Genomic DNA, 14,652 nt, shown 5'->3' with positions numbered 1-14,652 from the left:
TTTCGTAGAGTATCCCGCCAGATATCGTCCGGATTACCCCGGTATCACCCGACATTCGTCGCACCTCAGAAATTATCCTCTTTTTGCCCGCTGAAGCCAGACGCGGCGCGGGTTTTCTTCATTGAATGCGCTCTGGCAGATGCGTAAGATTCTTTGTCTGTATTTACAAATAAGAAACAGTTATGCAAGCCTCCCTCACAGACACGCTCGACAAACAGCAGGATCCCACGCCGGTTAACTCACGCAGTAAAGTGGTGATTGCCTCGCTGGTCGGAACGGCCATCGAGTTCTTCGACTTTTATATTTATGCCACTGCTGCGGTGATTGTTTTCCCGCACATTTTCTTCCCGCAGGGTGATGCCACGGTCGCGACGCTACAGTCGCTGGCCACCTTTGCTATCGCCTTTATCGCGCGTCCGATTGGCTCCGCCGTGTTTGGTCACTTTGGCGATCGCGTGGGTCGCAAAGCCACGCTGGTTGCCTCGCTGCTGACCATGGGGATCTCCACCGTGGTGATTGGTCTGCTGCCCGGCTATGAAACCATCGGCGTGATGGCTCCGCTGCTGCTGGCGCTGGCGCGTTTTGGACAGGGACTGGGACTGGGTGGTGAATGGGGTGGCGCGGCGCTGCTGGCGACGGAAAATGCCCCGGCGAAGAAGCGTGCGCTTTACGGTTCCTTCCCTCAGCTGGGTGCGCCGATTGGCTTTTTCTTCGCTAACGGCACTTTTCTGCTGCTTTCGTGGCTGCTGACCGACGAGCAGTTTATGCAGTGGGGCTGGCGCGTGCCGTTTATTCTCTCCGCCGTGCTGGTGCTGATTGGCCTGTATGTGCGCGTTTCGCTGCATGAGAGTCCGGTGTTTGCCAAAGTACAGAAAGAGAAGAAGCAGGTTCGGGTGCCCATTGCAGCGCTGCTGAGCAAGCATCTGACTGCCACCATTCTCGGCACCTTTATCATGCTGGCGACCTATACGCTGTTCTATATCATGACCGTCTATTCGATGAGCTACGGCACCACGGCAGCACCGGCCGGTCTGGGTATTCCGCGTAATAGTATGTTGTGGATGCTGATGCTGGCGGTGATTGGCTTTGGAGTGATGGTGCCGATTGCCGGTTTGCTGGCTGACCGTTTTGGTCGCCGCAAGACGATGATTACCATTACGCTGATGATTATCGCGTTTTCGTTCCTGTTCCCGGCGATGCTCGGTTCCGGATCGCAGGCGCTGGTGATGGCGTTTCTGTTGCTGGGTCTGAGCATTATGGGCCTGACCTTTGGTCCGATGGGGGCGCTGCTGCCGGAGCTGTTTCCGACCGAAGTGCGTTATACCGGCGCATCGTTCTCTTATAACCTCTCATCGATTCTGGGTGCCTCTGTTGCGCCTTATATCGCGACCTGGCTGAATGCGCATTATGGTTTGCAGGCGGTGGGACTTTATCTGGCGTCGATGGCCGTGCTGACGCTGATTGCATTGCTCGCTTGTAAAGAGACGCGTAATCAGACGCTGTATGACGTTTAATCCGGCTGGATGAAGGTCAGTGAAAACCCGGCGGCTGCCGGGTTTTTTTATGGAGCAGGCTCACAGAGTACAACCGCTCTGAAGGGCTAAACAAAACATCGCCTTATGGTCAGGCGACAGGCTCAGGGAGCATACGCCTTAAGCGGGTTAGCTTTCTGTTTGAAAAAACCGGACCTCGCTGAAAAGCGTATTGATACTGGCAGCAATAAAGAAGCTTAAGGGCACAGGGAATACGGTCAGAAGAGGAAAGCGTCCCGCGCCAGGGACAAAAACGCCGGGAGCGTTTTTGAACAACGCAAAGCGTTGGCCCGGAAACGGGCGCACCTCAGGGATGAGGTGCGTAATCGCGCGGGCCGAGCATGCCATGGATGGCGGTTTTGCGTCTTTCCGATCTGACCGTATTCCATGTGCCTGCACTGTCTCACAGCAGTGCAGGCACGGTCTCACAGCAGTGCAGGCACGGTCTCACAGCAGGCAGGCACGGTCTCACAGCAGTGCAGGCACGGTCTCACAGAGAACCGTCCAGCCGTTGTTCACCAACAAAAAACCCCGGCAAGCCGGGGTTTGTTTTGCTGAAAACTGTGATGACGATAATTAGCCCGCCACAGCGATACGCTTCATGTCGGTCATGTAGCCACGCAGCTTACGGCCAACGGTTTCAATCGGATGCTGGCGAACCGCTTCGTTAACGTCACGCAGCTGCGCGTTATCAACCTGCGTGCCTTCAACCGCTTTACCCAGATCGCCTGGCTGCAGCGTGGTCATGAACTCTTTCAGCAGCGGCACCGCGGCGAAGGAGAACAGGTAGTTACCATATTCGGCGGTATCGGAGATCACCACGTTCATTTCATACAGGCGCTTACGGGCGATGGTGTTCGCGATCAGCGGCAGCTCATGCAGTGATTCGTAGTAAGCAGACTCTTCAATGATGCCGGCGTCCACCATGGTTTCAAACGCCAGCTCAACGCCCGCTTTAACCATCGCAACCATCACCACACCTTTGTCGTAATACTCCTGCTCTTCGATTTTGCCTTCATACTGTGAAGCGGTTTCGAACGCGGTCTGGCCGGTCTCTTCACGCCAGGTCAGCAGGTTTTTATCATCGTTAGCCCAGTCCGCCATCATGCCGGAAGAGAATTCGCCGGAGATGATGTCATCCATATGTTTCTGGAACAGCGGTGCCATGATGGTTTTCAGCTGCTCTGACAGCGCATAAGCGCGCAGTTTAGCCGGGTTAGAGAGGCGATCCATCATCAGTGTGATGCCGCCAAACTTCAGTGATTCGGTGATGGTTTCCCAGCCGAACTGGATCAGTTTTTCTGCGTAAGCCGGGTCAGTGCCTTCAGCCACCAGCTTGTCGAAGCAGAGCAGTGAACCAGCCTGCAACATGCCGCACAGGATAGTCTGCTCACCCATCAGGTCAGATTTCACTTCTGCAACGAAAGAGGACTCCAGCACGCCAGCACGATCGCCGCCAGTTGCTGCTGCCCAGGCTTTGGCAATCGCCATGCCTTCGCCTTTTGGATCGTTTTCCGGATGAACCGCGATCAGCGTCGGTACACCAAAGCCACGTTTGTACTCTTCACGAACTTCTGTACCCGGACACTTCGGTGCCACCATCACCACGGTGATGTCTTTACGGATGCTTTCGCCCACTTCAACGATGTTGAAACCGTGCGAGTAGCCCAGCGCAGCGCCATCTTTCATCAGCGGCTGAACAGCCTGAACTACAGCGGAGTGCTGCTTGTCTGGCGTCAGGTTTACCACCAGGTCAGCCTGCGGGATCAGTTCTTCGTAGGTGCCCACTTTGAAACCGTTATCGGTCGCTTTGCGCCATGAAGGGCGTTTTTCCGCAATTGCTTCAGCACGGAGTGCATAGGCCACATCCAGACCGGAATCACGCATGTTCAGACCCTGATTCAGGCCCTGCGCACCACAGCCAACGATAACGACTTTTTTGCCTTTCAGGAAACTGGCACCATCCGCGAATTCATCGCGCGCCATGAAACGGCACTTGCCTAATTGCGCCAGCTGGTTGCGCAGGTTCAATGTGTTGAAATAGTTAGCCATGGGTACTCCGGTAAGGTTGTGTTTGCTTTTTTTGTTCAGGAACGGCGTGTCATGCAGCGCCGCGAATGACCCCATCATATGACAGGAATTCTGTTGCTTAAATTGATATATTAACAACGTCACATTGCAATAAATGCAACACCACCCAGAGGCGACGCGCACATGGATTTACGGGATCTGAAACTGTTTCTTCATCTGGCAGAAAGCTGCCACTTCGGGCGCACTGCGCGTGCTATGCACGTCAGCCCTTCCACGCTGTCACGCCAGATCCAGCGGCTTGAAGAAGATGTCGGCCATGCGCTGTTTCTGCGCGATAACCGCACCGTGACGCTGACAGAAGCGGGCGAACGGCTGCGCCAGTTTGCCCAGCAGACGCTGTTGCAGTATCAGCAACTGCGCCATGTGATGGATCTTAACGGTCCGTCGCTCAGCGGCGAGCTGCGCCTGTTCTGTTCGGTGACGGCGGCCTACAGTCATCTGCCGCCCATCCTGGACCGCTTTCGCGCTGAACATCCGCAGGTCGAAATCAAACTGGATACCGGCGATGCCGCGGATGCGGTGGAAAAAGTGCACTCCGGCGATGCCGATCTGGCCATTGCCGGCCGTCCTGAAACGCTGCCCGCCAGCATTGATTTTATGCCACTGGGGCTGATCCCGCTGGTGCTGATCGCGCCTGCACTGCCCTGTGCCGTTCGTACTCAGGCAACACAGCCGCAGCCCGACTGGTCAAAAATTCCGTTTATCCTGCCGGTGCAGGGACCGGCACGGCGACGTATCGATCTCTGGTTCCGCCGCCAGCGCATCCCGAATCCGGTGATTTACGCCACGGTCTCGGGGCATGAGGCGATTGTTTCGATGGTGGCGCTGGGCTGCGGTATCGCACTTTTACCGGATGTGGTGCTGGAAAACAGCCCGGATCCGGTGCGTAACCGCGTGCTGCTACTGGAGAATATTGACTCGGTTGCGCCGTTCGAACTCGGCATCTGCGTGCAAAAAAAGCGGCTCGGAGAGCCGCTGATCAGTGCTTTCTGGAGCCAGCTGTAATCAGTTGCCTGACAGGAAGAAGCGGAATGCCGGGTTCTGGCTTTCGTCATGAAAGTCGTAACCCAGATCGGTGAGATGCTCTTCGAAGCGTGGCTCATCGCTGCCAAGTTCAAAAGCGGCCAGCACACGGCCATAATCGGTGCCGTGGCTGCGGTAATGAAACAGCGAGATATTCCAGTGGGTGCCCAGCGTTTGCAGGAATTTCAGCAACGCGCCGGGTGCCTCCGGGAATTCAAAGCTGAAGAGGCGTTCACGCAGTGGTTTAGAAGGACGTCCACCCACCATGTAACGCACGTGCAGTTTCGCCATCTCATCATCCGAGAGATCGACCACCTGATAACCGCCGCTGGTGAGCTCGCTGATGATCTCGCTGCGCTCTTCCACGCCGCGCGTCAGTCGTACGCCAACAAAGATGCAGGCTTTGTCCGCATCGGCGTAGCGGTAGTTGAACTCGGTAATCGACCGTCCACCCAGCGTCTGGCAGAAACGCAGGAAACTGCCCTGCTGTTCCGGAATCGTTACGGCCAGCAGCGCTTCACGCTGTTCGCCCAGCTCGCAGCGCTCAGAAACGTAGCGCAGGCCGTGGAAATTGACGTTGGCCCCGGATAACACATGCGCCAGCCGCTCGCCTTTGATCCCGTGCTGCTGGATATACTTTTTCATGCCCGCCAGCGCCAGCGCGCCAGAGGGCTCCGCCACAGCACGGACATCTTCAAACAGATCTTTCATTGCGGCACAAATGGCATCGCTGTCGACGGTGATGATGTCATCGATGTATTCCTGACAGAGCCGGAAGGTTTCGGTGCCAATCCGTTTCACCGCCACCCCTTCGGCAAACAACCCGACGCGCGTCAGATCGACCGGATGACCCGCCTCCAGCGCTGCTTTCAGGCAGGCTGAATCTTCTGACTCCACCGCAATCACTTTGATTTGCGGCATCAGCTGCTTGATCAGCACCGCGACGCCGGCTGCCAGACCTCCACCGCCAACCGGGACAAAGACCCGGTCGAGATGCGCATCCTGTTGCAGCAGCTCCATCGCCAGCGTGCCCTGTCCGGCAATGACGGCCGGATGGTCAAACGGCGGTACGAAGGTGTAACCGCGCTGTTCAGAGAGTTCTATCGCTTTGGCTTTCGCCTCGTCAAAGTTGGCCCCGAACAGGAAAGCCTCACCGCCAAATGCGCGCACCGCATCAACCTTGATGTCTGCCGTCGCCAGCGGCATCACAATCAGTGACTTGATGCCCAGCTTAGTGGCGGAGAGCGCCACGCCCTGCGCATGGTTACCGGCTGACGCCGTTACCACGCCGCGCGCTTTCTGCTCTTCGTTCAGACCGGCAATCATCGCGTAGGCACCGCGCACCTTGAAACTGTGCACCGGCTGGCGATCTTCCCGCTTCACCAGAATGGTGTTGCCGAGACGCGATGAGATTTTTTCCATAACCTGCAGCGGCGTCACCTGTGCCACTTCATACACCGGTGAACGCAACACTGCGCGCAAATACTCAGCGCCACAAGGCGCCTCGGGTAGCGGTTGAGACTCGGCCATCGTTAGCCTCCCAGCTTGCTCTTATCGCGGACGGCGCCTTTGTCAGCACTGGTCGCGAGTAATGCGTAGGCACGCAGCGCAAAGGAGACTTCACGCTGACGATTGACCGGCGTATACGCCGCATCGCCACGTGCCTGCTGCTCTTCACGACGGGCGTGCAGTTCGTTATCCGGTACGGCGAGCTTGATACCGCGGTTAGGGATATCGATTTCGATGGTATCGCCATCTTTGACCAGCGCAATGGTGCCGCCGTTGGCTGCTTCAGGCGAGGCGTGACCAATAGAGAGGCCCGACGTACCGCCAGAGAAACGGCCATCGGTGATCAGCGCGCAGCTTTTGCCCAGCCCCATCGATTTCAGATAAGTGGTCGGATAGAGCATCTCCTGCATGCCTGGCCCGCCTTTTGGTCCTTCGTAGCGAATGACGACCACATCGCCCGCGACAACTTTGCCGCCCAGAATCGCTTCAACGGCGTCATCCTGGCTTTCATAGACTTTGGCCGGACCGGTGAAGGTCAGGATCTCTTTGTCTACGCCCGCAGTTTTTACGATACAGCCATCTTCCGCGATGTTGCCGTAGAGCACGGCCAGACCGCCATCCTGCGAGTAAGCATTTTCACGGGTACGGATACAGCCTTCGGCACGGTCATCATCCAGCGTGTCCCAGCGGCAGTTCTGTGAGAACGCCTGAGTGGTACGAATACCCGCCGGACCCGCGCGGAACATATCTTTTACCGCCTGATCTTTGGTCAGCATGATGTCGTACTGATCCAGCGTTTCACGCATGGTCTGCTGCAGGATATTACGGGCGCTGCTGTCGAACAGGCCGGCACGATCCAGCTCGCCGAGAATGGCGAAGACGCCACCCGCGCGATGCACATCTTCCATGTGGTATTTCGGGGTACTTGGCGCCACTTTACAGAGCTGAGGCACTTTGCGTGACAGGCGATCGATGTCGGAGATATTAAAGTCGATATCGCCTTCCTGTGCGGCTGCCAGCAGGTGGAGCACGGTGTTGGTGGAGCCACCCATGGCGATATCCAGCATCATGGCGTTCTCAAAAGCGGCCTTGTTCGCGATGTTACGCGGCAGCATGTTGACATCATCCTGCTCGTAATAGCGCTTGGTCAGGCTTACGATGCGCTTACCGGCATTGATGAACAGCTCTTTGCGATCGGCGTGCGTAGCCAGCAGTGAACCGTTGCCAGGCTGCGACAGACCGAGTGCTTCAGTAAGGCAGTTCATCGAGTTGGCGGTGAACATACCGGAGCAGGAGCCGCAGGTCGGACAGGCAGAGCGTTCGATCTGCTCGCTGTCGGCATCGCTGACGTTCGGGTTGGCACCCTGAATCATCGCATCCACCAGATCCAGCTTGATGATCTGGTCAGAAAGCTTGGTTTTACCCGCTTCCATCGGTCCGCCTGAAACGAAGATCACCGGAATATTGAGGCGCAATGACGCCATCAGCATACCCGGGGTGATTTTGTCGCAGTTAGAGATGCAGACCATGGCATCGGCACAGTGGGCGTTGACCATGTACTCGACCGAGTCAGCAATCAGCTCACGCGACGGCAGTGAATACAGCATGCCGCCATGACCCATGGCAATACCGTCATCCACCGCAATGGTGTTGAACTCTTTAGCCACACCGCCTGCCGCTTCGATCTGCTCGGCGACAAGTTTACCAAGATCACGCAGGTGAACGTGGCCCGGCACAAATTGGGTGAATGAGTTAACCACAGCGATAATCGGCTTGCCGAAATCGTCGTCGGTCATTCCTGTCGCGCGCCATAAGGCACGGGCACCCGCCATATTGCGGCCGTGGGTGGTGGTGGCGGAACGGTACTTAGGCATACTCTATTTACTCCAGTAAGAATAAGCTCGCGGACGTCAGATGACGCCCGCGCTGTATCTGATTATGGGTTAACCGGATCTAACCAGCCCCATTTGTCTTCGGTTTCGCCGGTGAACAGGCCAAAGAAGGCCTCCTGGATGCGTTTGGTCACCGGGCCACGTTTGCCTTCGCCAACCTGAATGCGGTCAACGCTGCGCACCGGTGTAATTTCTGCCGCGGTGCCAGACATAAAGACTTCGTCAGCCAGATAGAGAGATTCACGCGACAGGGTCTGCTCACGCACTTCAATGCCCATATCACGCGCCAGCGTGATGATGGCATCGCGGGTGATGCCCGGCAGTGCTGAAGAGGTAAATGGCGGGGTAAAGAGCACGCCATCTTTAACTTCAAACAGGTTTTCGCCTGCACCTTCTGAGATCAGGCCATTGGTATCCAGCGCAATCCCTTCCTGATAGCCGTGACGACGGGCTTCGCTGCCCACCAGCAATGAAGATAGGTAGTTACCGCCCGCTTTAGCGGCGGTTGGCAGGGTATTCGGTGCTACGCGGTTCCATGAGGAGACCATGGCATCGATGCCGTTCTCCAGGGCTTCAGCGCCCAGGTATGCGCCCCACGGGAACGCCGCAATGATCACATCGGTGGTGAAACCATCTGGCGGGTTCACGCCCAGGCCCACATCGCCGACAAAGGCCAGCGGACGGATATAAGCACTTTTCAGTTTGTTCACGCGGATGACTTCGCGGCACGCTTCCATCAGCTCATCAACGCTGCTTTTAATCGGGAAGCGATAGATTTTGGCGGAGTCGTGCAGACGTTGCATGTGTTCGCGATGGCGGAACACAACCGGTCCTTTGTGAGAGTCGTAGCAGCGCACGCCTTCAAATACCGACGTACCGTAGTGCAACGCGTGGGACATGACGCTGACCTTCGCCTCTTCCCACTTAACCATCTCACCATTGAACCAAATAAAGTCTGCTTTCTTCGTGCTCATTGTTATTCCCTCTCGCGGCTAAGCGCGGATTTGTTGTGTTGTCTGTTGTTGAATCTGAACGCATGCAACGTCGATCAATTTGCTTAACTGCGAAGACAGTAAATCGACGGAACGCTGACTGGCAACGGTCATTTCAATATTAATGTTTTCTGCGTTGGCGACTGAGGCCATGTTCATAGAACAGACCTGAAAACCGCGGTGACGCACTACGCGTAAAATGCGCTCCAATATTTCAGGGCGGAAACGGGCTTCGATAGACAATTGATGCTGGTTCATACAGTTTTCTCCATCATGTTTGCATTGCTGGCACCCGGCGGTACCAGTGGCCAGACGTTTTCATGCTCATCAATTGCAACATGCAGGAAGTAAGGACCTTCGCTGTTCAGCAGAGCATCAAGGGCGGCGTCGACCTGATCTTTACGGGTAATGCGCTGGCCGGGAATATTGAAAGCGCTGGCCAGCGTGAGGAAGTCGGGGTTGTCGGACAGATTGGTTTCACTGTAGCGGCCATCGAAAAACAGCTGCTGCCACTGACGCACCATGCCCAGACGCTGGTTATCCAGCAGTACGATTTTGACCGGCAGTTTGCCGCGCTTGATGGTGCCCAGCTCCTGGATGTTCATCATGATGGAGCCATCGCCCGAGACACAGATAACCGTATCTTCCGGGCGTGCAACCTGCGCACCGATGGCGGCGGGTAAACCAAAGCCCATGGTGCCTAAGCCGCTGGAGGTGATGAAGTTCTCCGGCGCGCTGAATGCCATGTGTTGCGCCGTCCACATCTGGTGCTGACCGACGTCGGTGGTCACTACGGTATTGGCCGGTTTGCGATCGGAAAGCTGCTTCAGCAACAGCGGTGCATAGATCGCTTCGCCCGGATGGTCGTAGCGCCATGGGTGACTGGCCTTAAGCGCTTTCATCTCATCGCGCCAGGCGTTGATATGCAGAGGCTGACTCAGGGCGGGCAGCAGTTCGTTGAGATCACCCTGCAGAGAGACGTGTGCACGACGTAATTTGTTTAACTCAGCGGGATCGATATCGAGATGAATCACGCTGGCATGGGGGGCAAAGGTGTCCAGCTTGCCGGTCACGCGGTCATCGAAACGGGCACCGACCGCGATCAGTAAGTCACAACTCTGCACCGCCAGGTTGGCGGCTTTAGTACCGTGCATCCCCAGCATGCCGAGATACACCTCGCTGTGGGGGTTTACGCTGCCCAGCCCCTTTAAGGTGGCCACTGCCGGGATGCCGGTCTCTTCTGCCAGCGCGCGCAGTGCCGGAACAGCCTGTGCCAGGCCAACGCCTCCACCAACATAGAGCATTGGTTTTCTGGCCTGCGCCATCAGTGCGCGTGCTTCCTGAATCGCCTGATGCGGCAGCGCGCTTCCCTCTTCTACCGGAACCAGATGCGGGGCAGGTTCTCCCTGCGCAATCTGAATATCTTTAGGAATGTCCACCAGTACCGGACCCGGACGGCCTGACTGCGCCAGCGCAAAGGCTTCTGCCATGATGGCGGGCAGCTCATCCAGCGATTCAACCAGGAAGCTGTGTTTGGTGCAGGCCAGCGATAAGCCCAGTACGTCGATTTCCTGAAAGGCGTCGGTACCAATAAAAGCGGAAGAGACCTGACCCGTTACGGCAACCACCGGAACCGAATCCATCATGGCATCTGCCAGGCCGGTAATCAGGTTGGTCGCGCCAGGGCCAGAGGTGGCGATACAGACGCCGGTTTTGCCGGTTGAGCGCGCATAACCGATCGCCGCCATCACAGCGCCCTGCTCGTGACGACACAGTAGGTGTTCCACGCCGCCGTCGTAGAGCGCGTCGTATACCGGCATGATTGCGCCGCCAGGGTAACCGAATACGGTATCAACACCCTGCGCGCGTAAAGCCTGAACTACCCACTGTGCACCTGTCATCGCTATTCTCCTGTGTCCTGACCGGAACAACAGAATTTTATGCTACTGTTCATTGTTTGTTCCTTGTGGATTTACTGATATTTCCTCTGGTCGAAAAAAAACCCCCGGACCTTTCGGTGCGGGGGTTTTTTCGGATTCGAGGCTTGATTTTTAAGCCTTTCTTTCTCCAAGCGTTGCCCCGCACGGTAGGTTAATAACCACCACCACGCTAATCACGACCAGGCTAATCACTTGTAGAAGGGCTTTCATGTGTTGTTCAATTCTTTCGCTTGTTCGAAGTAATGCCTACAGAGTTATCATAGTCAGGGGGCATGACACAACTTTTTTTACAGAGTTTTTTTAGCGCCTGGCGCTAAATCGCGGCCTATCAATTTGTAATACAAGAAATAATTACATGATGATAATTATTCATCACTTTACTGACGTAATAATTTTTTGGTGAATTTGCGCGCAGACACGCAGCGTTTTAACAGGTTGTGAAAAAACTTCTGATAGGTTGTGCAATGACCCGAATAGTGCTGATGATGCCCTGGCTTTCCTTTGATGCTGTCACCAGACTGACGGTAACAAGGAGCGAGTATGTCATTGTCAAAAGTTCTGACCCGGGCAGCGCTGGGAGTGGAAGCCCCGCTGGTGACCATCGAGGCACACATCAGTAACGGACTGCCTGCGTTAACGCTGGTGGGGCTGCCTGAAACCACGGTGAAAGAGGCGCGTGAGCGGGTACGCAGCGCCATTATCAACAGCAGTTTTGCCTTCCCGGCAAAACGCGTCACCATCAATCTGGCACCCGCAGATTTACCCAAAGAGGGCGGGCGGTATGACTTACCCATGGCGATTGCCATTCTGGTGGCCTCTGAGCAGCTTCCTGCCGACAAGCTGACGCACTATGAGTTTCTGGGTGAGCTGGCACTCGACGGTGCACTGTGCGGTGTACAGGGCGCGATTCCAGCGGCCATGGTAGCCATTCAGGCTGGACGACAGCTGGTCCTCTCCGCTGAGAATCAGTGTGATGCCGGGCTAATCCGTCAGGGCTCGTCGCTGGTTGCCTCTCACCTCAGCGAAGTGTGCGCCTTTCTGCGCAATGAACTCACATTACCGACAGCCCAATATCCTGAGCATCAGGGCGATGCACCTGCTGACGATCTCGCTGATATCATTGGTCAGGAACAGGGACGCAGAGCACTGGAGATCACTGCGGCTGGCGGGCACAACCTGTTGCTGATCGGGCCCCCTGGCACCGGTAAAACCATGCTCGCTACCCGGTTGCCCGGCATCATGCCCTCTTTAAGCGATCAGGAAGCACTGGAGTGCGCGGCAATCGCCAGCCTGGTGAACAGCAATACCCTGCATCGACAGTGGCGCACCCGGCCTTTCAGATCACCTCACCACAGCGCCTCTCTCTATGCTCTGATTGGCGGCGGCTCACTGCCACGGCCCGGTGAGATCTCACTGGCGCATAACGGCGTGCTGTTTCTGGATGAATTACCGGAATTTGATCGCAAGGTGCTGGACTCCCTGCGCGAACCATTAGAGTCGGGCGTCATTGCTATTTCACGCGCCCGGGCGAAAGTTACCTATCCGGCACGGTTTCAGCTGATTGCTGCAATGAATCCAAGTCCAACCGGACACTATCAGGGACAGCATAACCGCTGCTCACCGCAGCAGGTGCTGCGTTATCTCAGTAAGCTATCCGGCCCTTTTCTTGATCGTTTTGATCTTTCGCTGGAGGTGCCGCTACTTCCCAGCGGCATGCTCAGCGGTCAGCGCCCCAGGGCGGAAGCATCTGAGCAGGTTCGTCATCGTGTGGTCGCAGCGCGTGACATTCAGTTGGCTCGTGCAGGAAAAATAAATGCGCATTTAAACAATGCAGAGATTATGCGCTGGTGTCAGCCGGCTAAAGAGGATGCGGAGTGGCTGGAGTCAGTGCTGGAGAAACTGGGTTTATCTGTACGGGCATGGCAGCGGATTTTAAAAGTGGCGCGTACCCTGGCCGATCTGGCTGGGGAAACAGACATCACCCGGCATCATCTGCAGGAAGCGGTCAGCTATCGCACGATAGATCGATTAATGATCCATCTGCATAACAGCCTGCAATAAAAAAGGGGCTTTCGCCCCTTCTCTGTTAATCGTCGCTGTCGGTGAAGTCTTCAACGGTGTCCATCTGCGGTTTACCGCCAGACAGCGTATGAAAACGTTTAGGACGCTTAATGCGGGTCATATACTTAGACCATACACGTTCAGCTTCCGTTTGCGGCTCACGCACGCCACGACACACTTCAATAAACAAACGTTCTTCTTCGGTTGCAGGCTCACGCTTTGATAAATCCAGCTCATTAAAGGCAAAACCGTGGCGTTCAAGAAGCTGAGCTTCTTTAATAGTAAAGTCACCGTGGCGTGAGAAACCACGCGGGTAATGTTTGTTATCAAAGAAACGATTCTCTGTTGAGAAGCTTTCCGCCATGTTACACGCTCCTGATTTTCTAATGCCGTGCTGTTAATGGCGCGGAGTATTAGATAGGCTTGACAGAGTGTAAAACAAAACATTTAAATCTATACGACAAACATTTTTTGGGAGAACGCTGTGGATACGGAATTACTGAAAACTTTCCTGGAAGTGAGCAGAACTCGCCATTTCGGGCGTGCTGCAGAAGCACTTTACCTCACGCAATCTGCTGTCAGTTTTCGCATCCGTCAGTTAGAGAATCAGCTTGGCGTTAACCTTTTTACACGGCATCGCAATAACATACGTCTGACGGCGGCCGGAGAGCGACTGCTCCCCTATGCTGAAAGCCTGATGAGCACCTGGATGATGGCGAAGAAGGAGGTTTCTCACACTCAGCAGCACCATGAGCTTTCAATAGGTGCCAGTGCATCACTATGGGAGGCTTATCTGACGCCATGGCTACAGACGCTCTACGAGAATCGGGAGAGCCTGCACTTAGAAGCGCGCGTGGCACAACGACATCTGCTGGTTAAGCAACTCCATGAGCGCCAGCTGGATCTGTTGATCACCACTGAAGCACCTAAGATGGATGAGTTAACCAGTCAGCAGATTGGTCATATTTCACTGGCGCTTTTCTGCGCCCGGCAGAGCGAGAAGCGTGAAAAATATGATTATATCAAGCTGGAATGGGGAGCAGATTTTCATCAGCATCAGAGCTATCTCTCCGGGGCTGATGATGTACCGGTACTGACCACCACGTCGGCACATGTCACCCGTGAACTGCTGCATACCACCGGAGCGTGCGCATTTCTGCCGGACTTCTGGCAGAGTGTGTACAGTGAGTTGATGGTGATTCCGGATACGCCCGTCGCCGTTCGTCCGCTCTATGCTGTCTGGTTGCAGAACAGCGATCAGCAGGCACATATCCGTCAGTTGCTTAAATTCCCGATTCTGGTCAGGCAAAATAGCTGAATTTGCAGGCAGGACAGTAAGCAGAGAAGATCAGAGGCCAGTTAGATTTAGCTGGTTTTTCTTTTTTGCTTTTTTAAAGGCAAAAAAAATCCTTTGCCGAAGCAAAGGATCGTTTTCTGGCAGGGGCGGAGGGACTCGAACCCCCAACACCCGGTTTTGGAGACCGGTGCTCTACCAATTGAACTACGCCCCTAATAGGGTGGCGGAACGGACGGGGCTCGAACCCGCGACCCCCTGCGTGACAGGCAGGTATTCTAACCAACTGAACTACCGCTCCACCGATTCTTTCACAGC

Annotated in this window: 12 protein-coding genes and 2 tRNA genes; 4 read left to right on the top strand and 10 right to left on the bottom strand. The window is 55.5% G+C overall.

What is annotated here, in order from left to right; translation table 11 throughout:
- Window positions 1–182: 182 nt before the first annotated feature.
- A complete protein-coding gene (locus tag ACVKSX_RS14695) occupies window positions 183–1,514 on the top strand; it encodes an MFS transporter (protein WP_010671462.1) in 1,332 nt (443 codons plus the stop codon).
- Window positions 1,515–2,108: 594 nt separating this feature from the next.
- Here the strand turns inward: ACVKSX_RS14695 and ilvC are convergent.
- Window positions 2,109–3,584, bottom strand: coding sequence for a ketol-acid reductoisomerase (ilvC, locus tag ACVKSX_RS14690; protein WP_010253551.1), 1,476 nt, complete (start codon window positions 3,582–3,584; stop codon window positions 2,109–2,111).
- Between the two features lie 162 nt (window positions 3,585–3,746).
- Here ilvC and ilvY point away from each other — a divergent pair, with 162 nt between their 5' ends.
- The gene (gene ilvY / locus ACVKSX_RS14685; RefSeq protein WP_008926355.1) at window positions 3,747–4,628 is read left to right on the top strand and encodes an HTH-type transcriptional activator IlvY; all 882 of its coding nucleotides are present in this window, start codon (window positions 3,747–3,749) and stop codon (window positions 4,626–4,628) included.
- On the opposite strand, the gene ilvA is transcribed toward ilvY, so the two are convergent.
- The 6 genes from ilvA to ilvL all read right to left on the bottom strand — a co-directional run bounded on the left by ilvA (window position 4,629) and on the right by ilvL (window position 11,189).
- A complete protein-coding gene (gene ilvA, locus ACVKSX_RS14680; RefSeq protein ID WP_323169702.1) occupies window positions 4,629–6,176 on the bottom strand; it encodes a threonine ammonia-lyase, biosynthetic in 1,548 nt (515 codons plus the stop codon). It lies immediately after the preceding gene.
- A gap of 2 nt (window positions 6,177–6,178) precedes the next feature.
- A complete protein-coding gene (ilvD, locus tag ACVKSX_RS14675) occupies window positions 6,179–8,029 on the bottom strand; it encodes a dihydroxy-acid dehydratase (protein WP_010253556.1) in 1,851 nt (616 codons plus the stop codon).
- Between the two features lie 62 nt (window positions 8,030–8,091).
- A complete protein-coding gene (locus ACVKSX_RS14670) occupies window positions 8,092–9,021 on the bottom strand; it encodes a branched-chain amino acid transaminase (protein WP_010253558.1) in 930 nt (309 codons plus the stop codon).
- Between the two features lie 18 nt (window positions 9,022–9,039).
- Entirely contained in the window at window positions 9,040–9,297 is a 258-nt protein-coding gene (gene ilvM / locus ACVKSX_RS14665; protein ID WP_008926359.1) for an acetolactate synthase 2 small subunit, read from the bottom strand.
- Window positions 9,294–10,940, bottom strand: coding sequence for an acetolactate synthase 2 catalytic subunit (gene ilvG, locus ACVKSX_RS14660; protein WP_031593764.1), 1,647 nt, complete (start codon window positions 10,938–10,940; stop codon window positions 9,294–9,296). Before ilvG ends, ilvM begins: the two co-directional genes overlap by 4 nt.
- A 150-nt stretch (window positions 10,941–11,090) precedes the next feature.
- Entirely contained in the window at window positions 11,091–11,189 is a 99-nt protein-coding gene (gene ilvL / locus ACVKSX_RS14655; RefSeq protein WP_072101316.1) for an ilv operon leader peptide, read from the bottom strand.
- Window positions 11,190–11,519: 330 nt separating this feature from the next.
- Here ilvL and ACVKSX_RS14650 point away from each other — a divergent pair, with 330 nt between their 5' ends.
- Window positions 11,520–13,040 carry a YifB family Mg chelatase-like AAA ATPase gene (locus ACVKSX_RS14650; protein ID WP_354439651.1) on the top strand — a complete coding sequence of 507 codons (1,521 nt, stop codon included), beginning with the start codon at window positions 11,520–11,522 and terminating at the stop codon, window positions 13,038–13,040.
- Window positions 13,041–13,065: 25 nt separating this feature from the next.
- On the opposite strand, the gene ACVKSX_RS14645 is transcribed toward ACVKSX_RS14650, so the two are convergent.
- Window positions 13,066–13,404, bottom strand: coding sequence for a DUF413 domain-containing protein (locus ACVKSX_RS14645; protein WP_010253568.1), 339 nt, complete (start codon window positions 13,402–13,404; stop codon window positions 13,066–13,068).
- A 120-nt stretch (window positions 13,405–13,524) separates the two neighbouring features.
- Here ACVKSX_RS14645 and hdfR point away from each other — a divergent pair, with 120 nt between their 5' ends.
- The gene (gene hdfR / locus ACVKSX_RS14640; protein WP_010253571.1) at window positions 13,525–14,358 is read left to right on the top strand and encodes an HTH-type transcriptional regulator HdfR; all 834 of its coding nucleotides are present in this window, start codon (window positions 13,525–13,527) and stop codon (window positions 14,356–14,358) included.
- Window positions 14,359–14,475: 117 nt separating this feature from the next.
- Here the strand turns inward: hdfR and ACVKSX_RS14635 are convergent.
- Both ACVKSX_RS14635 and ACVKSX_RS14630 read right to left on the bottom strand, forming a co-directional pair.
- A tRNA-Trp gene (locus ACVKSX_RS14635) sits at window positions 14,476–14,551 on the bottom strand.
- Window positions 14,552–14,558: 7 nt separating this feature from the next.
- A tRNA-Asp gene (locus ACVKSX_RS14630) sits at window positions 14,559–14,635 on the bottom strand.
- Window positions 14,636–14,652 lie beyond the last annotated feature (17 nt).

The sequence above is a fragment of the Pantoea sp. PvP021 genome (assembly GCF_054056055.1).
This window is presented reverse-complemented; position numbering and strand designations above follow the sequence as displayed.